The 18,398-nt window shown below is 70.9% G+C and carries 19 protein-coding genes; 5 read left to right on the forward strand and 14 right to left on the reverse strand.

Annotation, left to right across the window (positions count from 1 at the left end):
• Nucleotides 1-84 precede the first annotated feature (84 nt).
• Nucleotides 85-750, reverse strand: a complete 666-nt coding sequence (locus QFZ58_RS16510) for a ScbR family autoregulator-binding transcription factor (protein WP_307125677.1) — start codon at nt 748-750, stop codon at nt 85-87.
• A gap of 290 nt (nt 751-1,040) precedes the next feature.
• On the opposite strand from QFZ58_RS16510, the gene QFZ58_RS16515 reads away from it, so the two are divergent.
• Both QFZ58_RS16515 and QFZ58_RS16520 read left to right on the forward strand, forming a co-directional pair.
• Entirely contained in the window at nt 1,041-1,946 is a 906-nt protein-coding gene (locus tag QFZ58_RS16515; RefSeq protein ID WP_307125678.1) for a ScbA/BarX family gamma-butyrolactone biosynthesis protein, read from the forward strand.
• Nucleotides 1,943-2,815, forward strand: coding sequence for an NAD(P)H-binding protein (locus QFZ58_RS16520; RefSeq protein ID WP_307125679.1), 873 nt, complete (start codon nt 1,943-1,945; stop codon nt 2,813-2,815). The genes QFZ58_RS16515 and QFZ58_RS16520 overlap by 4 nt, the downstream gene beginning before the upstream one ends.
• Nucleotides 2,816-2,911: 96 nt before the next feature.
• Here QFZ58_RS16520 and QFZ58_RS16525 read toward each other — a convergent pair whose 3' ends face one another.
• Nucleotides 2,912-4,180 carry a cytochrome P450 gene (locus QFZ58_RS16525; protein WP_307125680.1) on the reverse strand — a complete coding sequence of 423 codons (1,269 nt, stop codon included), beginning with the start codon at nt 4,178-4,180 and terminating at the stop codon, nt 2,912-2,914.
• Nucleotides 4,181-4,442: 262 nt separating this feature from the next.
• On the reverse strand, nt 4,443-5,243 hold the full coding sequence (locus QFZ58_RS16530) for a response regulator transcription factor (RefSeq protein WP_307125681.1): 801 nt from the start codon (nt 5,241-5,243) through the stop codon (nt 4,443-4,445).
• Nucleotides 5,244-5,505: 262 nt separating this feature from the next.
• On the opposite strand from QFZ58_RS16530, the gene QFZ58_RS16535 reads away from it, so the two are divergent.
• Both QFZ58_RS16535 and QFZ58_RS16540 read left to right on the forward strand, forming a co-directional pair.
• Complete coding sequence (locus tag QFZ58_RS16535; RefSeq protein WP_307125682.1) at nt 5,506-6,213, forward strand: ScbR family autoregulator-binding transcription factor; 708 nt, start codon at nt 5,506-5,508, stop codon at nt 6,211-6,213.
• Nucleotides 6,210-6,410, forward strand: a complete 201-nt coding sequence (locus tag QFZ58_RS16540) for a hypothetical protein (protein ID WP_307125683.1) — start codon at nt 6,210-6,212, stop codon at nt 6,408-6,410. The genes QFZ58_RS16535 and QFZ58_RS16540 overlap by 4 nt, the downstream gene beginning before the upstream one ends.
• A gap of 91 nt (nt 6,411-6,501) precedes the next feature.
• Here the strand turns inward: QFZ58_RS16540 and QFZ58_RS16545 are convergent, their stop codons facing one another.
• Complete coding sequence (locus tag QFZ58_RS16545) at nt 6,502-7,707, reverse strand: MFS transporter (RefSeq protein ID WP_307125684.1); 1,206 nt, start codon at nt 7,705-7,707, stop codon at nt 6,502-6,504.
• 73 nt (nt 7,708-7,780) lie between these two features.
• Between QFZ58_RS16545 and QFZ58_RS16550 the strand changes: the two genes are divergently transcribed.
• On the forward strand, nt 7,781-8,224 hold the full coding sequence (locus QFZ58_RS16550; protein WP_307125685.1) for a MerR family transcriptional regulator: 444 nt from the start codon (nt 7,781-7,783) through the stop codon (nt 8,222-8,224).
• Here the strand turns inward: QFZ58_RS16550 and QFZ58_RS16555 are convergent.
• From QFZ58_RS16555 to QFZ58_RS16600, 10 genes are all read right to left on the reverse strand, one after another.
• Nucleotides 8,170-9,183: a fumarylacetoacetate (FAA) hydrolase gene (locus QFZ58_RS16555; protein WP_307125686.1), complete on the reverse strand. Its 1,014-nt coding sequence runs from the start codon at nt 9,181-9,183 to the stop codon at nt 8,170-8,172. The two genes, QFZ58_RS16550 and QFZ58_RS16555, sit on opposite strands and share 55 nt — an antisense overlap.
• Entirely contained in the window at nt 9,180-10,484 is a 1,305-nt protein-coding gene (locus QFZ58_RS16560) for a pyridoxal phosphate-dependent aminotransferase (RefSeq protein ID WP_307125687.1), read from the reverse strand. Before QFZ58_RS16560 ends, QFZ58_RS16555 begins: the two co-directional genes overlap by 4 nt.
• A gap of 66 nt (nt 10,485-10,550) precedes the next feature.
• Nucleotides 10,551-12,212, reverse strand: a complete 1,662-nt coding sequence (locus QFZ58_RS16565; protein ID WP_307125688.1) for an AMP-binding protein — start codon at nt 12,210-12,212, stop codon at nt 10,551-10,553.
• A complete protein-coding gene (locus tag QFZ58_RS16570; protein ID WP_307125689.1) occupies nt 12,209-13,327 on the reverse strand; it encodes a Glu/Leu/Phe/Val dehydrogenase dimerization domain-containing protein in 1,119 nt (372 codons plus the stop codon). The genes QFZ58_RS16565 and QFZ58_RS16570 overlap by 4 nt, the downstream gene beginning before the upstream one ends.
• 80 nt (nt 13,328-13,407) lie before the next feature.
• Nucleotides 13,408-13,971 carry a type 1 glutamine amidotransferase gene (locus QFZ58_RS16575; RefSeq protein ID WP_307125690.1) on the reverse strand — a complete coding sequence of 188 codons (564 nt, stop codon included), beginning with the start codon at nt 13,969-13,971 and terminating at the stop codon, nt 13,408-13,410.
• The gene (locus tag QFZ58_RS16580) at nt 13,968-14,783 is read right to left on the reverse strand and encodes an acetylglutamate kinase (protein ID WP_307125691.1); all 816 of its coding nucleotides are present in this window, start codon (nt 14,781-14,783) and stop codon (nt 13,968-13,970) included. Before QFZ58_RS16580 ends, QFZ58_RS16575 begins: the two co-directional genes overlap by 4 nt.
• Nucleotides 14,780-15,838, reverse strand: a complete 1,059-nt coding sequence (gene argC / locus QFZ58_RS16585) for an N-acetyl-gamma-glutamyl-phosphate reductase (protein ID WP_307125692.1) — start codon at nt 15,836-15,838, stop codon at nt 14,780-14,782. Before argC ends, QFZ58_RS16580 begins: the two co-directional genes overlap by 4 nt.
• The gene (locus QFZ58_RS16590; protein ID WP_307125693.1) at nt 15,835-16,683 is read right to left on the reverse strand and encodes a RimK family alpha-L-glutamate ligase; all 849 of its coding nucleotides are present in this window, start codon (nt 16,681-16,683) and stop codon (nt 15,835-15,837) included. Before QFZ58_RS16590 ends, argC begins: the two co-directional genes overlap by 4 nt.
• 1 nt (nt 16,684) lies before the next feature.
• Nucleotides 16,685-16,870 carry a lysine biosynthesis protein LysW gene (locus tag QFZ58_RS16595; RefSeq protein WP_307125694.1) on the reverse strand — a complete coding sequence of 62 codons (186 nt, stop codon included), beginning with the start codon at nt 16,868-16,870 and terminating at the stop codon, nt 16,685-16,687.
• A 56-nt stretch (nt 16,871-16,926) separates the two neighbouring features.
• Nucleotides 16,927-18,081: an isopropylmalate synthase gene (locus tag QFZ58_RS16600; RefSeq protein ID WP_307125695.1), complete on the reverse strand. Its 1,155-nt coding sequence runs from the start codon at nt 18,079-18,081 to the stop codon at nt 16,927-16,929.
• Nucleotides 18,082-18,398 lie beyond the last annotated feature (317 nt).

Here is an 18,398-nt window from a genome sequence, read left to right on the forward strand (position 1 = left end):
CCCCGGGTGTAATCCTTACGTCACGTTCTTCCCGGGAGCCGGCCGCCGTGCGGCACCCGGCCGGGAGGCCGGGGCCCACGCCGGTCACCCGTCCGGCGTGGACGCGGCCGGACGCTCCGACGCGGCGATCAGGTTCCGCCCCCGCTCCGGGCAGAAGTCGAGCGCGCCCAGGACCGCCGGCACGGCGATGCTCGGCAGGACGGCGCCGAGGAGTACCGACACCCGTTGGGGCAGGTCGGCGTAGTCGGCGAGTACCTGGGACATGTGCTGCAGGCCGGAGAAGGAGCCCACGAACAGCTCGGCGATGGCGGCGGGGTCGACGTGGGGCAGCAGCTCGCCCTGGCGTCCGGCCTCCTCGAGGATGTCCAGGTTGAACCGGGACCAGTCGCGGAAGGCCGAGCCCCGGTCCAGGTCGCCGGCCTGCTGGTCGAGGCTGAGCCGGATGCTCGCCCGCACCAGGGAGTCCGTGCGCAGCCGCTCCGCGAGGACCATGCCGGAGTCCGCGATCTCCTGCAGCTTGATCGGCTGCGGCACGAGGGCCGCCTCGGTGTCCTGCCGCTGCTTCCGGAGGATGACCTGGGCCAGTTCCTCCTTCCCCTTGAAGTGGAAGTAGACCGCGCCCTTGGTCGTGCCGGCCTCCGCGGCGATCTCGCTGACCGTCGTCGCCTGATAGCCCAGGCGGTCGAAGACGGTCGCGGCCGCCTCCAGCACCTTCTGCCGCGTGCGCACCGATCGATCCTGTTTCGCCATCGTGCTCCTCGCTGAGCAGACCGAGAGACAAAAAAACCTGACCGTATGAACTTACCAGCAGGCCGCATTCGCGATTCACGCACATAATTGCCCGTTTTAGCCTTGCATAGCATGACAGTAAGCGCCTACTCACTCCCGAATGCCAGGTGAACGTCACGCTCCGCATCTTTCAGGCCATGGAAACAGGGAGTCACACCCCCTCCTCACCATTGAAAAACATACCCAGCCGTACGTATCTTGGCCGCGCCGACAGCGTGGTGCTGCCGGCCACACAATTGGGGGGCGTGCTCATGCCGCAGCCAACTGCCCTGGTCACGAGCGAGAGAACCACCGTTCCGATGGAACTGGTGCACCGAAGACGCACGCAGGACGTGGTGCCCACGGATTGGACGCACATATCCGGGGACCGGTTTCTCGTCCGCGGGACGTGGCCCGACAACCACCGCTTCTTCGCTCCGCGCAACGGCCTGTACGACCCGTTACTGCTGGTGGAGTCCATGCGCCAGAGCACGATCCTCATCGGCCACGGTGCCTACGACGTGCCCGCCGACCACCATTTCCTGATGTGGGGACTGGACTTCACCACCGACCCGGGCCACCTCGCCGTCCGGTACGGCCCGGAGGTCGAGCTGGAGGTGGAGCTCTCCGGGATCACGCGCAGCTCGGGCCGCCTGTCCGGAATGCACAGCCACGTCACGGTCCGCCTGGGCCGGCACACGGCGGGCACCGGAATCAGCCGAATCAAGGTCCTGAGCGCCAAGACGTACGCCCGCATACGGGGCGACCTCCCGGTGGCGCCTCCGGCGGCATCGCCCGCCGTCCTCGCCCCACCGCCCAGGGTGGGCCGCACCCGGCCCGAGGACGTCCTGCTCGTCCCCACCGGCCGGGCCGGCCGGTGGCAGCTCCGGGTGGACACCTCGCACCCCACCCTCTACCAGGGGCCCAAGGACCACATACCGGGGATGGTCCTCATCGAGGCCGCGCGGCAGGCGGCCCACGCCGTGTCGGGCCCGGCCGCGTTCCTCCCCAGCCGGGGCGGCAACGCCTTCCACAGGTACGCGGAGTTCCGCAGCCCGCTGTGGATAGAGGCGGTCCGGCAACCGGACGGACACACCGTCCACGTCACCGGCCGGCAGGACGGCCGAGCCGTCTTCACCTCGTCCGTCACGGTGGGCGGCGCCGGAGAGATCCGTTGATCCTCGTCACCGGGGCGAGCGGAAGCGTCGGCGCGGAGGTGGCCCGGCTGCTCGCGCCGCGGTGTGCCGTGCGGCTGATGGCGAGGAGACCCGAGCGGATCGGCGTCCGGGGCCCCCGGACCGAGACCGTCGCGGCCGACTACGGCGATCCCGTGGCTCTGGAGCGGGCACTGGCGGGTATACGGACAGCCTTCCTCGTCACCGGTCACCCGACCCACCGGCACGACGAGCCGTTCCTCGAAGCGGCGGTCGCCGCGCGGGTCGGGCACGTCGTCAAGCTGTCCGCCGCAGTGGTCGAGGACGACACCGACGACTTCCTCACCCGGCGCCAGCGGGAGACGGAGGAGGCGCTACGCGACTCGCCCCTCGCCTGGACCCTGCTCAGGCCCCGGGCGTTCATGTCGAACACCCTGGCGTGGGCCCCCGGTGTACGGGCCGAGGACACGGTCGCCGCGCTCCACGGTGACGCCCTCAACGCCCCGGTCGATCCCCGCGACGTCGCGGCGGTCGCGGTGCGGCTGCTCCTGGAGCCGGCTCGGCATGCGGGCACGGCCTACACCCTGGTGGGCCCCGAGGCACTCACGGCCGTACAGCAGACCCGGATCCTCTCCGAACTGATCGGGAGGCCGCTGCGCTTCCGGCCACTGACGCGCCGGGAAGCGGCGCAGGACTACGCGCGGACGTACCCGCCGCACGTGGTCGAGGCCCTCCTCCGGCGGGCGGACCTTCAGGCCGCCGGGAAGAAGAAACGGGCCGGCACCGTACCCGCGGAGCTGACAGGGGGTCCGCTGCGCACCTACCGCACCTGGGCGTCGGACCATCTGCACCACTTCCGCCCACGGCAGCGGGCCGTCGCCCCGACGCTCTGAGCGGCACCACGCGAGGGCCGTGCCGGTGGGCAGGCACGGCCCTTCGCCGCGCCTTCCGGGAGCCGGCCCCCCTGGTTCCCGGAAGGCACGCGGTGTTCAGCTGTCGGCGTGCAGCAGCACGGGAAGCCGCCGGTGCCCGTTGGATATGAACGACGGCAGGAGTTCGAGCCGATCGGACGGGTCCTCGAGCCGCATGCCGGGGAACCTGCGGAAAAGGGCTTCGAGGGCGATCACGGCGTCCAGTCTGGCCAGCGGTGCGCCGAGGCAGTAATGCACACCGAATCCGAAGGCCAGGTGCTCACGGCGCTTTTCCCGGGTCACGTCGAATACGTCCGCGTCGTCGCCGTGGACCTCCGGATCCCGGCCGGCCCCGGCGAGCGAGATGAGGATCGCGTCCCCCTTGGCGATGACGACATCGGCGATCTCGATGTCCTCGACCGCATAACGAAGGGGGACATGGAAACCGGACGGCTCGCAGCGCAGGATCTCGTCCACGACGTCGTCCCAGGTCGCCACCCCGGCGTGTACGAGCGCGAGTTGGCCGGGGTGCCGCAGGAGGCTGTGCACCGCGTGGTCGAGGAGGTTGACCGTCGTCTCGTATCCGGCCGATATGACGAGCAGGAGCGTGTCCACGAGCTCCTGTCTGGTCAGCCCATCCCCGTCCCCCTCCCCGTCCTGGCCGTCGCGCGCAGCGATCAGGTGCGTGATGAGGTCGTCCTGCGGGGTGGCGCGCCTGGTCTCGATCAGTTCGTCGAGGGCGGCGTAGAGCTCCCTCACGTTGCTCTCCACCGTATGGGCCGGAACCGCGGTCAGGAAGGTGAGGCCGATCCTCTCCTGCAGCCGCTCCCGCGACTCCTCCGGGATACCGAGGAAGTCGCAGATGACCTGCACGGGCAGAGCGGCGGCGAACTGCTCGCGCAGATCCACCACCGTGCCAGGGGGCACCTCGGCCAGGCGGTCGAGCAGGGAGTGCGTGATCGCGGTGATCGTGGGGGCGAGCGTGCTGATGTTGCGTGCGGTGAACGCCTTCGTGACGAGCTTTCTGAGACGTCTGTGTTCGTCGCCGTACGCGGTGATCATGCTGCGCACGGAGACCCAGAGGGAGAGCGGCCAGCCGGCGGGGACGTCTCCGTTGATCCAGGCCGGCCAGTGCTGTTCCGCGTCCTTCGACACCCGCCGGTCCGTCAGCAGTTGCCTGATGGCCCACTGGCTGGTGACGGACCAGGCGAAGATGCCGCCGGGGAGCATGACGGGGGCTATCGGGCCCCGTGCCCGCAGCCGCGCTATCTCTTCGTGCGGGTCCCGTCCGTTGGCGTCGAGACGAACCGGATCGGTCGGGCGGACAGCAGAAGCGATATTCATCATCTGGCCTCTCTCCGGGGATTACCGTAACCGACGTGAGCTTCACATAGTCTGCACACTTCTCATCCGCGTCCAGGGCCCGTTTTCCTTACGCAGGCACCTTGGCCGTGCATTTATTCATGACGCGGGTCGAACGGCTGATTCCACATGCCGGCACGCCGGAAGGAATGCAGGTGATTCCTTTCGGGGGCCGTGGAAAAAGATCTCCCCCGGGCGTGGGCGCGACATCTCCCGTGCCCGCGAGGCCGCGCCCCGGCGGGCGCCCTCAGCAGGAGCCGATCTGGAAACCGACGCCGCGGACGGTGAGGATCCAGTCGCCGGAGCCGAGCTTGCTGCGGAGACTGCACACGTGCGTGTCCAGCGTCCGTCTGGACCATGAGCCGGCCCACACCTCGCGCATGAGCCGCTCCCGGGAGAGCACGTCCCCCGGGTGCGAGACCAGCAGGTTGAGGAGGTCGAACTCCTTGGGCGTCAGGTCGAGCCGCTGTCCGGCCAGGGTCGCCCTCCGCCTCTCCTTGTCCACCCGCAGCCCGCTGTGCGAGGTGACCCCCGGGGTGGCCGCGGTCGCGGGGGCGCCGGGGACCGCACGGGGGCGGGAACGGCGCATGACCGCGTCCATGCGCGCCATGAGTTCACGGAACCCGTAGGGCTTCACGAGATAGTCGTCCGCGCCGGCCTGCAGACCGAGCACCCGGTCCAGCTCGCTGGCTCGGGCGGTGACCGCGATCACCGGCTTGTCGTCCACCAGCCGGATGCTCCGGCAGACCTCCAGGCCGTCGAGATCGGGGAGCTCCAGGTCGAGGAGGACCAGGTCGGCCTCCTGATAGGCCTCCAGGGCGCCTTTCCCCGTGCCGACGTTCCTCGCCCGGTGGCCATGGCGCTGCAAGGCCTGGGTCAGGAGGGCCGCCTCGTCCGGCCTGCTCTCGACCACCAGGACCCGCCACCTGCTCCCGGCCTCGGGAACCGGCGGCGGAGCCGCGGCGGAGCCCGCGTGCCCGGCCTCCCGGAGCGGCACTTCGTGCGACGCGGAACCACGGTGCGCGAGCAGGGCTGTCTTGCCAGCCATGGCTTTCCCTTCCCCCTGGACTGAGCTCCCATGCAACCGACTGCCGAAATTAAAACTCTGCTGAATGTTTTTGTCAAAGGGGAGTACTGACGGGTATATGCCTGTTAACGCCGATTTGCGCCCATCATTCGAGCACCCACTTCGTCTGCCTTTTCCGCCGGGGCGCGATCACGGTGCATCGAATCAGCCGACCATGGTGACGAAAGCCGCATAACGCCTTTCGAGGTGGCGCCAAATCATTCGCGAAGGTATTGATACCTTCATGTCGCCGTCACTCCCACCGGATGGACCTGAGCCGCAAGCCCCCCTCCCCGAGGAAGGAGGCAAGCAGGAACGCGCCGTCCGCACCCGTCAGGCCCTGATCCGCTCGGCCGCCGAGCAGTTCGAGAGACACGGGTACGAGAAGACGCGCCTGAGCGAGGTGAGCAACGGCGCCGGCGTGACGAGCGGAGCCCTGCACTTCCACTTCCGCAGCAAGACCGAACTCGCCGCCGCCGTCGAGAGTGCCGCGGTACGCAGCCTGTACCGCGCGGCGTGGCGGGCCCAGCAGGAGCCGGTCGGCGCCCTGCAGACGCTCATCGACGTCACGCACGCCCTCATGCGCCTGCTGTACGAGGACGTGGTCGCACGAGCCGGGCTCCGGCTCAACAGCGAAGCGGCCTCCGAACGACTGTGCCGCAGCCTGCGGCACGGGTGGCAGAGCTGCGTCCAGCAACTGCTGGCCCGCGCCGCCGACCGGGGCGAGCTCGCCGGTACCCCGGCGCCGCCGCACCTGGCCGGGACCGTGACCGCTGCGACGACCGGCTACGAGGTCCTCGCCAGGGAGAACCGGGAATGGCTCTCCCACCGGGCGGTCACCGAACTGTGGCAGCTCCTGCTGCCGGGGGCCGTCACACCGGACACCCTGGCCGGACTGCGCCCGGAGGGCACGGCGGACCTGCTCTGCCGGGCCGGCGGCTCCACGCCGTGACGGGGCCGCCGTACGCACGCCGGCCGGCCCACACCGTGGCCCAGGACCCGTACGGCACGGCGGACCCACGGCACGGCATCACCACGGCACGCGAGGAGCGCCGGAACACGCGTGAGGGCCCCGTGCTCGGCCAGGAGGCCGAGCACGGGGCCCTCGGGGCACCGCGGACGGAGAGGCCCGACGGGGGATGGGCGTGACCCCTCCGGCTCCGCGGTGCGTCACGGGGTGTGCGGGCAGCTGCCGTACGGCCTGCCGCCGCGCTCCCCCGCCGTACGGGTGGGCGGTCCGCTACGTTCCCTCCGGCCGCTTGGCGGGGAAGGCGTGCCTGCGCGCCACCAGGACGACCAGCAGCACCGGCGCCATCAGCAGCACGACGCTCCAGGGGAAGGAATCGGGGCCGAAGGACCCCAGCAGGAGCCCGCCGACCGCTCCACCGCCGGCCATGAAGGAGTTCCACGTGGTGACCAGCAGGGCCTGGCCCCGGTCACCCCCGGCGTCGGTGACGGCCGTCTGCAGGAGCGTGGTGACGCCGCCCCAGCCGAGTCCCCAGAGCACCATCGCGCCGTAGACCACCACGACGTTCGAGGCCAGGACGGCCAGCAGGGCGGCTGCGACGAGGAACAGGGCGCTGCTGACGATGAGCAGCATCCGGAGTCTGCGGTCCACCATGGCGCCGGTGATCCAGATGCTCACGACGGAGGCGATCCCGAAGACGAGCAGGACCACGTCCCGGGAGTCGCCCATCCCGTTCTCGTCGAGGAAGGTGGAGATATAGGTGTAGAGGATGTTGTGGGCCAGTACGTAGGCCGCGACGACGAACAGCACGGCCGCGACCCCCGGAAGCGCCAGGGCCTTGAGGATCGGCTCGCGGGCACCGGGCTTCTGTCCGGGCGAGTCCGGGACCGTGAGATGGATCCATCCCAGCAGGAGGACGGAGACCACGGTCACCAGGCCGAAGGTGAGGCGCCACCCGAACAGGCCGCCGAGGAAGGTTCCGGCGGGGATGCCCAGTGACAGGGCCAGTGGTACCCCGGCCATGGTGATGGCGATGGCACGCCCCTGGAGGTGCGGGGGCGCCAGGCGCCGTGCGTACCCGACCAGTTCCGCCCAGACCGCCGCCGCGGCGACACCGGCGAGGAGCCGGAAGACCATGGTCAGCGGGTAGCTGGAGGAGAGTGCCGTCACGGTGTTGGCGACCGCGAACATCGTGACGGACAGCATCAGGAGCCGCTTGCGCCTCCAGCGTGCCGTGGTCACGGACAGCGGGATGGCCGATACACCGGTGGCGATGGCGTAGATCGTGAGCGCCTGGCCCATGGCCGACTCGCTGACCGAGAGGTCGCCGGCCATCTCGGGCAGGACGCCGGCCGGGAGGGCCTCGGTCAGGATGCCCATGAAGGCCGCGGTGGCCAGCGCCAGCAGCGGCGACAGGGGCAGCTTGCGGTTGTCGGGGGGCGGGGACGTGCCGAGGAGGTCTGTCTGCGTGGTTGACATAACGGTATCCTGAAACCCTCACATTGATGTGAATGTCAAGTGGACGTGAGCGGAGTGGGTGGAGGTAGGTCACATGCGGATCGGCGAACTCTCCGAGCGGACGGGGACACCGCGCAGGCTGCTGCGCTACTACGAGGAGCAGGAGCTCCTGGTGCCCGGCCGGTCCCCGAACGGGTACCGCGACTACGCCGAAGGCTGTGTGGACCGGGTCCTGCAGATCCGGGGCATGCTCGAGGCCGGTCTGTCGACGCGGATCATCAAGCAGGTGCTTCCCTGCATCAACGACCCCCGGGCCATTCACGTCTCCGGTGCCACCGAGGAGACGATCGCCACCCTGGAGCACGAGCGTGACCGCATGGCCGACCGCATCCGGTGCCTGATCCGCAGTCACGACGCCATCACCGGCTACCTGGAGGCGGTGCGCCGTGACCGCCTGTCCTCCGGAGAAGCACCGGTGACCGCTTACCCGATGGCCGGCTCCCCGGCCGTACCCCTTTCCGTGACCGAGGCGGCCTGAGGGGCGTAGCGGACCACGTTGGACAGCACGGCGCCGTGGCTGGACACGTCGATGACCATGCGGTCACCGTCCTCGATCCGGAAGCCGTCGTGGTACGTGGCCTTGTCCGCCCCCATGAAGAGGTAGTTGACCTGGCCGGGGCGGCGCAGCGCCGGGTAGGAGAACAGGTACCGCGTCATGTCGTCGAAGCGGTGGAAGATGGAGTCGGCGCCGCACGAGAAGTCGCCCTCCCAGGCCGTGGCCCCGTCGCGCTCGACCGTGACGCGTCCCGTCACCGTCCGCGGCGGCTCGCCGAGGTAGAGCCACGGGGTCATGGAGGTCTCGCACAGCTTCGCGTACGGCGTCCAGGCCCAGGGGTTCTTCAGGTGCAGCCCGATGTCGTTGAGGTCGTTGCCGAAGCTGTAGCCGGCATAGTGCGGGTTCCCGTCGTCGTCGTTGACGTGGACGAGGACGACCTCCGGTTCCTCCAGGAGCCAGACGGGATCGGCGGGGGTGGTCAGCAGCTCGTCCGGCATGCGCAGCCAGGAGCCGAATCCCTTGATGTAGTAGTTCGGCGGGGTGAACTCCTCGTCCGGTTCCGGGGCGCGGTCGAACTTGGAGCGGTGCGTCCCCATGAAACCGTTGATCAGCGACTCACCGGTGGACGTGGGCAGCAGCGGGGGCAGGAAGCGCAGGCCGGACCCGGGATCGCCGAGGGTCACGGTGACCGTGTCGGCCGACTCCGTGACGGCCGCCTCCACCGCCTCGGGGCCGCCGGCCAGGACAGCCGCGCGTAACCGGCCCTCCTCGACCGCGTACAGCGTGTGCGGGGTGCCCTGCGCGGGGATGCCCAGGCCCGCGTAACGCCTGCCCCTGTACTCGCACTCGAAGATGATGGACATGGTGTCGGTGACCTCCTGCTGGTCTTCCGGGTCCGGACGGTGTTCCCGGCCGGGTTCGTCGGTTCGTTCGGGCGTCACGCCCCGGCCCCGCCTGCTGCGGGGCCGGCACGACGGCCGGTGAGGTCGTGCAGGACCTCGGTGATGCGGTTCAGAGACGTACTGATCCAGGGCAGCCGCAGTGGGTCCGCGGCCGTCAGCGCGGTGGTGCGCTCGGCGTCGGTCTCGCCGTACAGGCGTGAGGTGGCGGCCCGGATGCGCAGTGGGTCGCCGGGTTCCCCGAACACCGAGCCCGGCAGGACGCCCACTCCGTACCGCTCCATGAGCAGGTCCGCCAGGCCCGTACCGCCCCGCACCCCGTGGACCCGGTCGAGCCGGTCCCGCAGGGGTTCGAAGTCGGGGTAGAGGTAGCTCGTGGCCCGTACCGGCGTCACCAGGGCGCCGGCCCCGGCGAACCGCCGGGCCGCCGCCCGGACGACCACCTCGTGGAGCCGGCGGCCGGCGGCGATGTGCGCGACGACCTCGGGCGGTTCCTCGAGCGCGTAGGCGGCGGCCTCCTGGACGGGTGCGGCGGTGCTCGACCAGATCTGGCTGACGACGCCGAGCAGTCGTGCGTGCACCGCGCGCCCCGTCACGCTGTCGGGGAGACGGGCGACGCCCAGCCGCCAGCCGCCGAGTGCCAGGTTCTTGGTGATCCCGGTGGTGACCACCGTCCGCTCGGGAGCGAAGAGCGCGGGGGACGGCGCCCTGTCACCGGTGCCGAACACGAGGTCGCCGTAGATCTCGTCGGAGACGATGACGAGGTCGAGTTCCCTGGCGGTCCGCGCCAGCCGGCGCACGGTCTCCGGTGAGGCGATGGTGCCCGTCGGGTTGTCGGGCAGGGTGACCACCACGCACCGCGGGTCGCGTCCCTGCGCCCGGGCCCCGGCCACCGCGTCGCGCAGGCCGTCCGGATCGGGCACCCCGCCCTCACCGGGCAGCGTGGGGACCGGCACCGGTTGCGCCCCTGCCAGCCGGGCCTGGGCGCTGTAGCTGACCCAGCTCGGCACCGGCACCACCACGTCACCGCCGACGGCGAGCATCAGCGCGTAGAGCAGGGGCTTGCTCCCCGGTCCGCAGACCACCAGGCCGGGGTCGGTGGCCAGGCCCCGGCGCCCCCAGTACCCGGCTGCCGCCGCCCGCAGCCGCGGGCTCCCGGACACGGAGCCGTAGGCGTTGCGCCCGGCCGCGTCGGCGAGCCGCCGCCTCAGCTCGGGGAGTACCGGCAGGCCGACCTCGCCACTGGCCAGGGACAGCACCTCCTGGCCCGCCAAACGTCGACGGGCCAGCGCTTCGTCTGCGGCGAGCGTGGCCGACATGGCCACGGGCGCGGGACCTGACATGGTGTCTCCGTAGGGTGTCGGGTGCCCCGGCGGGGCAGGCCGGGGACGGGGGGTCACGGCGCGGGGTCACACCTCGGCGTACCGGTCCCGCAGCTCGATCTTGCGGATCTTTCCGGTGAGGGTCTTGGGCAGCTCTTCGACCACTTCCAGCCGGTCGGGCAGGAAGCGCTCTGGCTGACCGGCCGCCACCAGGTGGGCGCGGACGTCCTCCAGCGTCGGCCGCTCGCCGCCACGGGGGACGACCACGGCCAGGATGAGGTCGTCGAGCTCACCGGTGGGGCCGACGATGGCCGCCTCGGTGACCTTGGGGTGGCGGGAGATGATCGCCTCCAGCTCCGCCATGGGGACGACGATGCCGTCGCGCAGGATGGCGTCCTTGGCGCGGCCCAGCAGGCGGATGCCGCCCCGCCCGTCCTCGCGTGCGACGTCGCCGGTGTCGAACCACCCCTCCTCGTTCAGCTCGGCGGTGAAGGACTCCATGCGCCGGTGGTAACCGAGCGCCATCGACGCGCCCCGCACCCGCAGCCGGCCCACCTCGGCACGCAGGCTGGGGTCGTGGCAGGCGTCGATGCGGATCTCCATCGAGTCGATCGGCCGCCCGTGGCTGTGTGCCGCCCAGTCCTGGTTGTAGTCGAGGCGGGTGATGGTCACGGGGCCGAACTCCGACATCCCCCAGACCGAGTACGTCTGGGCGCCGAACGTCGACCTCAGTTCGTCGACCAGCTGCTGCAGCACGGGGGCCGCGCCGGTGACCACGTGCCGCAGGGTCGACACGTCCCGGGAGTCGGTGCGCTGGGACTCGGCGACGGCGGTGAGGGTGGGCGGAGGCCCGTACAGCAGGGTGGCGCCGTAGCGTTCGATCAGGTCGGGCAGGCTGGCGTTGTCCTGCTCGTCCTGGAAGACGACCGTGCCGCCGAGCATGACGCCGGCGAGGATGCCCTGGCCGAATCCGGAGTAGTGGATCAGCGGGGTGGTGAGCACGGCGACGAGGTCGTCGCGGAGCAGGAACGTGTCCACGTATCCGCGTACGGCCGAGTGGACGGTGTTCTGGCTGTGCAGCACTCCCTTCGAGTCGCCCGTCGTACCGGAGGTGAACAGCACCACGAAGGGGTCGTCGGGGCCGAGTTCGCGGCCCGCCGCCTCCACCGTGCGGGACTCCTCCCGCCGGGGGGCGACGAAGACGTCGTGGAAGTCCGCCGCCCCGTCGGGGGCGTGGCCACCGACGACGACGACGTGCTCGACGGGGAGTTCGTCCGCCATGGCCACCAGGGTCTTGGCGAGGGGATAGCCCTCCCACTCGTCGACCGTGATGCACACCTTCGCCTCGGTCAGCGTCAGACGGTGGCGCAGATCGGTCTCGCGGCAGACCGGGGCGATGGGGCAGATGACGGCACCCACACGCATGCAGGCGAACATCAGGGGAGCCATCTCCCAGCGGTTGGGCAGCTGGACCGCCACGACGTCCCCGCGCCGGACGCCCAGGTCGCACAGGGCACCGGCGAAGCGTTCCGTGAGCCGGGCGAGCTCGGAGTAGTCCAGCGTGTCGGTGTGCGCCTCGTGCAGCCGGCGGCCCGCGACGGCGAGTTTGTGCGGCCGCTCACGGGCCTGGCGCCGCAGGTCGTCCAGGAAGGTCTCGTCCCGCCACCAGCCACGCCGCCGGTACTCGTCGGCGCGCTCTGCGAAGGTACCGGCGCCCGGCACGGCGGGGGCCTCGGTCGTGGCGGTCATCGGCGTTCCCCGCGACGGGCGTCCAGCAGTTCCGGCAGCGGGTCGCCCGCCCGGCCCTGCGCGATGTCCAGCAGGTCCCGGGTGTTCTGCCGCACCCGCTCCCCGACCCAGTCGAAGACCCAGGCCTTGCGTGCCCCGGCCTCCAGGTCGAAGGGGACCACCCGGGTGACGGCCAGGGCCGCCGATGCGGCGCCGCCGATGTTGGCGATCACTCCCGGTACCAGGACACCGCCCGAGGCTGCCACCTTCTCCTTGGCGGCGGCGCTGGAGGCCAGGTTCGCGCCCTCGACCACCAGACCGGCGCGCAGCCTGTGGGTGTTCTCCGCGGTGAGCGCGTGCCGCTGGGCCGCGAGGATCAGCAGGTCGGCGTCCAGGTCGAGCCAGGCGTCCGGCTCCGTGGAGACGGTGACGCGGTCCGGCAGCAGGGACCGGTCGATCCGGCCGAACACATCGGTGGCGGGCAGCAGTTCGGCCACCGGCAGCCGGTCCGCACTGATCGTGCCGTCGATGTCGGCGACTCCTACGACGATGTGTCCGCGTTCCTCCAGGAACTGGGCGACGGACCTGCCCACCGCGCCGAAGCCCTGGATCACGACTCTGGCCGGGCCGGTGTGCCGGCCCGCCTCCCAGGCCGTGACCGCGGCCGTGCCGACCCCGTGCCCGGTCACGTCGATCAGCGGCTCGTAGTACGTCCGCCAGTCGATGGGCATGTCCGACGCGCCCGGCCGGTAGCGGGGGTCGTAGCCCGCCTCGTCGAAGAAGACGGCCCGGTCGGCCGGGGTCACACCCATGTCGATACCCAGGTGGATGCCGCCGTGCAGCAGCGGCTTGACCGTCCGGCCGAAGGTCCGGAACGTCTCGTGGCGGTCACCGCCGTCCGCGACGATGCCGGCCTTGGCGCCACCGATGCGCAGTCCGGCGAGCGTGAACTTGTCGGTCATGTCCCGGGCGAGACCGGCCACTTCGTCCTCGGTCACCCCTGCGGTCATCCGGGTGCCGCCCATCGCCAGGCCGTCGACGAGCGTGTCGACGACCACCCAGCCCTTGAGATCACCGCCGCTGCCGTTCAGATGGACGGTGAAGGCGGGCGCCTGCGGTTCTTCCGGAGCACTCATACCAAGTCCTTGTGTCGGTAGATGAGATGGATTGTCGGTACAGGAGTACGAGCGGTGGATCGCCGGTCCAGAAGTACGACTCACGCGTATTGCTGCGCGAAGCCGCGCAGGATCTCCAGGCCGTCCCGGCGGAACTCCAGATGCGCCTGGGAGCCGTGGATCCGGCCGTCGTCGGAGCGCAGGAACTCCACCGGAGCGTGTTCCGAGCGGCCGATGGACCGGAAGCCGGGCGGGGCCTGGCGCAGGTAGAGGGTGTGGCGGTGGAACACCGTCACCGTCGGCTTGACGTACGCGAACAGCGGCTCCTCCGTGTCGACCTGCACCTCGTGGCCACCGACCCGCTGCGGACCCTCCTCCATGCGGCCGCCGGCCGCGAGGGCGATGATCTGCATGCCTCCGCAGATGCCGAGCACGGGGACGTCGGTGCCGGTGACCAGCTCGACGAGGGGGCCGTAGTACGCCTGGTCGTAGGCCCGGACCTTGGTGCCGCTCAGGACCACGGCCTGGTAGCGGCCGTCGACCCGGGCGGGCACCGACGCCGCGTCCACCGTGTCGGTGTCCGCGCCGAGCTCCTCCAGGCGCCGGCGGAGTTGCGGGAGCGACAGGGTCCCGTTGTTGACGACGAGTACGCGGGGCTTCGTCACGGCGCTTCTCCGTTTCGCGTGATGGCGGTACCGGTACGGGCTGCCAGCAGGTCCGAGACGGGGGCGCTGCCGATGAGGACCCGTCGCACGCCCGCGTCCAGTGCCTCGCCTGCGGCCCGCAGCTTCTTGCGCATGCCGCCGGTGGCGCCCCGGTCGCGGAACGCGGCGGCCTCCCCGGCCGTGATCTCACGGACCGGATCGCCGTCGATCAGCAGGTGGGCGACATCGGTGACCAGGACCAGGTCCGGGGCGCCGACAGCCCCCGCGAGAGCCGCGGCGGCCCGGTCGGCGTCCGTGTTCACCTCCTGGCCCGCCGCGTTCCGGGCGAGCGGCGTGACGAGGCAGGCGTGGCCGGGCGCGAGGTTCTTCAGGGCGTCCGGGTCCACCCCCGTGATCGGTCCCACGAGGTTCTCCATCTCGACGAGCCGCTTGTCCCGCCACCACCAGCGCTCGCCCTCGCCCGCGCCGACCAGCCCTTCGCTGCCGAGGATCCGTTCGGCCGTGATGCCGCGCCGTTCCAGCCGGGCGATGACGTCCCGGCCCAGCTCCTCGCTGACCGTCTTGATGTCCTCGATCACCTCGGGCGTCGTCCACCGGCTCTGGTTGCCGTACCGGTCCCGCAGGACCGCCGAGGGTTCCCTGTAGCGGGCGTCGAGTCTTCTGAGCGGTTTGGACCAGCCGTGCACCAGGACCAGGGGCCGGGTCCGCCCGTGCAGTGCGAGGTCGTCCCACCAGCCGCCGTCGAGGTCTTCGAGGCAACTGCCGCCCAGCTTGACGACGGTGGGGATGCGTTCTTCCGCTCGCCCGCTCATACCGGCATCACCGGCTGCATCGTCAGTCCCGACTCCTCGGGCAGTCCGAACCTCATGTTGAGGGCCTGGACGGCCTGGCCGGCGGCACCCTTGATCAGGTTGTCCAGCGCGGCGAGGACGACGACACGTCCGCCCTCCGGGTCGTGCAGGACGGTGACGTCGCAGTAGTTGGAGCCCAGCGTCGCCTGCGGGTCGGGCATGGGGATCAGCGTCTCGTCGCTGCGGCGCACCCGCACGAACGGATGCTCGCGGTAGAACCGGAGGTAGGCGCGCTGGAGTTCACGGATGCCGGGCGCCTCGTCGGTGAACACGTAGCAGCTGGCGAGCAGCCCGCGTACGTTCGAGACGCCGTAGGCCGACATCGTCAGCGACCCGACGGTCCCCGGCTTGCTCCGCTCCAGGAAGTCCCCGACCTCGGCCGCGTGACGGTGCCCGGTGGGCGCGTACGGCGCTATGGCGCCGTTGCGCAGCGGATGCAGGTCCGCGGTGCGCAGCTGGAGGCCACCCCCGCTGGACCCGCTCTTCCCGTCGACGAGGACGGTCCCCAGGCGCATGCCGAGGCCCAGGACGAGCGGGGCCAGACCCAGCGTGATGGCAGTGGCGTAGCACCCGGGTACGGAGATCAGGGGGGCGTCCTTCAGCGCGTCCCCGATCAGTTCAGGCACGCCGTACACGAACCGGTCGGCGAGTTCCGCGGAGCGTTCCGCCTTCGGGTACCACCGCTCGTGCAGCTCCTGGCCGCGGATCCGGAACGCGCCGCTCAGGTCGATCACGCACGCGACCCGGTCGGCGAGCTCGGCGGCGAGCCGGGCGGACACCGGGGCGGGGGTGGCCAGCAGGACCACGTCGCAGCGCTCGGCCATCCGGTCGGCGTCGGCCGGCTCGACGGTGAGGCCGAGGTCGACCCGGAGGCCGGGGTGCAGCTCGGCCGGGCGCCGTCCGGCACTGGAGTTCCCGCCGAGGAAGGTCAGCCGGAGGTCGGGGTGCTGGTGCACCAGGCGGATGAGGTCGCCGCCGGCGAGACCCGAGGCGCCGACAATGCCCACACGTATCATCCGATTGTCTCCTGCACATAGCCGAGGACGGCCGACGTGATGTCCGCGTCCGTCGTCGAGGCCACGCCGCGCCAGGCGGGGGCGTGGTTGACCTCGTTGACCACGAGGCCGGCCGGCGTCCTGAAGAGGTCGACGCCGTAGATGCCGGGGCCGAGGCGGTCCACGACCCCGTTCACCACCTTGTGGATGTCGGGGTCGTGAGCCAGGGAGCGGCTCCGGTTGCCCAGGGCCGCGTTGCTGCGCCAGTCGGCTCCCGCGCTCTCGAACCCGGCGGCCGCCACGATCTCGCGGCCGACGACCAGGCAGCGGATCGAGCCGCCCTCCAGGTAGGGCTCGACCAGGCAGGCCTGTTCGAAGGCGTGGCCCAGGTCCTCGACGTAGTCGTACACGGAGTGCGCCAGGTCGGCGTCGCGGACCAGGGTGACGCGCCTGCCCATGCCGCCGTAGACCGGCTTGAGGACCAGCGGCGTGCCCAGGTCGGTGACGGCCCGTTCGAAGTCCTTGCGCGACAGCGCGAGCCGGAAGTCCGGTACGGGCACGCCCGCCTCGCGCAGCACGGCCCGCAGCACCAGCTTGTTCTCGCACGCGTGGATGGCGGTGGCGGAGTTGAGTACCGCGGTGCCGGCGGACCCCGCCAGTGCCGCGATCAGCCCGCCCCGCGTGTAGCTCCGGCTGCGCACCAGCAGGGCGGCGTAGTCCTCCGTCAGGGACGTGCCCGCGCCACCGAGGCACAGGGATTCGTCGTTGACCCACTCGACGCGTAGTCCGAAGTCCGGTCCCGCCTCGATGAGCCGGCGTTCCTCCCAGCCGACACGGTCCGCCACGATCGCGACTCTGCCGTCCATGTCACTGGCCCCAGTCGCGCAGCTGCACCGCGACCATCTGCAGGGACAGCCGGCCGTCCGCCACGTCCTCGACCCGCAGCGTCAGCATGCATTCGGGGCAGGAGAGCGTCTCGCCCGGGACCATGGGCGGCACGACGAGACCGGTCTCGCACTCGGGGCAGGAACCGCTCAGGGTTGCGGTGGTCATGATCAACTCCAGTACTGGATAAGGGGCCCTGGGAAGGGCGGCGGGGAACGGGATTCTCAGAGGGACTGGAAATCGACGGCGGCCTTGCGCACCGCGTCACGGTCCAGCAGCGGGCCGCCGGCGCGCTCCTGGCGCTCGATGAGCCACGGGGTGAAGGCGTCCACGTCGACCCGGACACCCGAGTCGGCGAGCGCCCACTCCACGAGCGCCCCGGTCAGCCGGGTGCGCACACGCATCTCCCGGGTGTTGCCGACCAGTTCGGCCGGCAGCGTCTCGTAGGCCTCCGGACTGGTGAGCTGGCCCGGCAGCTCGTAGGCGAAGGAGTGCGGCGTGGTCGGGCCCGGCTGGAAGGCCTCACCGAGGCCGGCTCCACGCAGTGCGCGCCGCGACAGTTCGGTCAGGTGGGTCAGGTCGAACCGGGTGTCACCGTGGATCACCCGAAGCGAGGTGAGCAGCTCGGCCAGTGGCGCGTTGCCGCCCCGCTCACCGATGCCGCCGACGGTCGCCGAGATCCACCGGGCGCCGGCGCGCACGGCGGCCAGGGAGTTGGCCACGGCCATGCCCAGCATGTTGTGGGAATGGATCTCGATCTCGGAGCCCTCGACTGCCGTGAGGTCCGCGATCACGGACTCCATCTGCCAGGGCGAGAGGCACGCGACGGTCTCCGCCAGGCGGAAGCGGTCGGCACCCGCCTCGAAGCCCGCCGTCACGTACGGGACCAGGCGCTCCCTGGGGGTGCGGGCGCCGTCCTCCCCGCTGAAGGTGACGTGGAAGCCGCGCTCCTTCGCCTGCGTGACCGCCGAGCGGACGAGCGCCTGGAGCAGCTTGAGGCTGGGGGACCCGATCTTCAGCATCGCGTGCTGCTCGGAGGTGGGGATGGAGTACATGATGTGGTGCACGCCCAGCCGCTCGGCCTCGTCGAGAGCCAGGGCGACCTGCTGCCGGTCCCGTACGACGACGAGTGTCATGCTGCGCTGCGGGCCGACGGCCTCGTGGGTGGCGAGCACCAGATCGGCGTCCTTGGACCCGGGGCCGGACACCATGCCGACCTCGACCAGCTCGACACCGGTCCGCACGAGCAGGGTCGCGATCGCCGCCGCGTCCTCGGGACGGAACTCGACGCCCGCCATGTGCGCGGAGTCCCGCAGGGTGGCGTCGGATATGCGGGGCAGGGCCGGCGAACCGACCGCTCCCGCTTCCTCTGATTCCATTACGTTCCCCTCGGTTTACGGAGCATGGATGACCGCCTGCCATTACGGGCCTCCGGGTGATCCGGAAAACTCCCTATCGGAATTCCGGACGGAGGAAGGACCTGTTCGGGCAGATCGGTGTGGAGCACTGCCGAATATGCTGCTGGCCAGAGCGCCGCGGGGCAACAGAATCCACGTCAGAGTACGGTCAGGCACTGTCAGGGCATGTCACGTGCCCTGACGTAGGAAAGCACTCCGCCCGCATCGTGAAAAGAATCCCCCGCACTCGTCCAGGGGTTCGACATTCGTGCCTACGGTTCATGCCGGCGACGCACCAC

The sequence above is a fragment of the Streptomyces sp. B1I3 genome (assembly GCF_030816615.1).
Lineage (GTDB): Bacteria > Actinomycetota > Actinomycetes > Streptomycetales > Streptomycetaceae > Streptomyces.

Coding starts and splice junctions, on each gene's coding strand:
- QFZ58_RS16510 (WP_307125677.1), bottom strand. CDS start 750: ATGGCGAAACAGGATCGATCGGTGCGCACGCGGCAGAAGGTGCTGGAG.
- QFZ58_RS16515 (WP_307125678.1), top strand. CDS start 1,041: ATGCCGCAGCCAACTGCCCTGGTCACGAGCGAGAGAACCACCGTTCCG.
- QFZ58_RS16525 (WP_307125680.1), bottom strand. CDS start 4,180: ATGATGAATATCGCTTCTGCTGTCCGCCCGACCGATCCGGTTCGTCTC.
- QFZ58_RS16530 (WP_307125681.1), bottom strand. CDS start 5,243: ATGGCTGGCAAGACAGCCCTGCTCGCGCACCGTGGTTCCGCGTCGCAC.
- QFZ58_RS16535 (WP_307125682.1), top strand. CDS start 5,506: ATGTCGCCGTCACTCCCACCGGATGGACCTGAGCCGCAAGCCCCCCTC.
- QFZ58_RS16545 (WP_307125684.1), bottom strand. CDS start 7,707: ATGTCAACCACGCAGACAGACCTCCTCGGCACGTCCCCGCCCCCCGAC.
- QFZ58_RS16550 (WP_307125685.1), top strand. CDS start 7,781: ATGCGGATCGGCGAACTCTCCGAGCGGACGGGGACACCGCGCAGGCTG.
- QFZ58_RS16560 (WP_307125687.1), bottom strand. CDS start 10,484: ATGTCAGGTCCCGCGCCCGTGGCCATGTCGGCCACGCTCGCCGCAGAC.
- QFZ58_RS16565 (WP_307125688.1), bottom strand. CDS start 12,212: ATGACCGCCACGACCGAGGCCCCCGCCGTGCCGGGCGCCGGTACCTTC.
- QFZ58_RS16570 (WP_307125689.1), bottom strand. CDS start 13,327: ATGAGTGCTCCGGAAGAACCGCAGGCGCCCGCCTTCACCGTCCATCTG.
- QFZ58_RS16580 (WP_307125691.1), bottom strand. CDS start 14,783: ATGAGCGGGCGAGCGGAAGAACGCATCCCCACCGTCGTCAAGCTGGGC.
- argC (WP_307125692.1), bottom strand. CDS start 15,838: ATGATACGTGTGGGCATTGTCGGCGCCTCGGGTCTCGCCGGCGGCGAC.
- QFZ58_RS16590 (WP_307125693.1), bottom strand. CDS start 16,683: ATGGACGGCAGAGTCGCGATCGTGGCGGACCGTGTCGGCTGGGAGGAA.
- QFZ58_RS16595 (WP_307125694.1), bottom strand. CDS start 16,870: ATGACCACCGCAACCCTGAGCGGTTCCTGCCCCGAGTGCGAGACCGGT.
- QFZ58_RS16600 (WP_307125695.1), bottom strand. CDS start 18,081: ATGGAATCAGAGGAAGCGGGAGCGGTCGGTTCGCCGGCCCTGCCCCGC.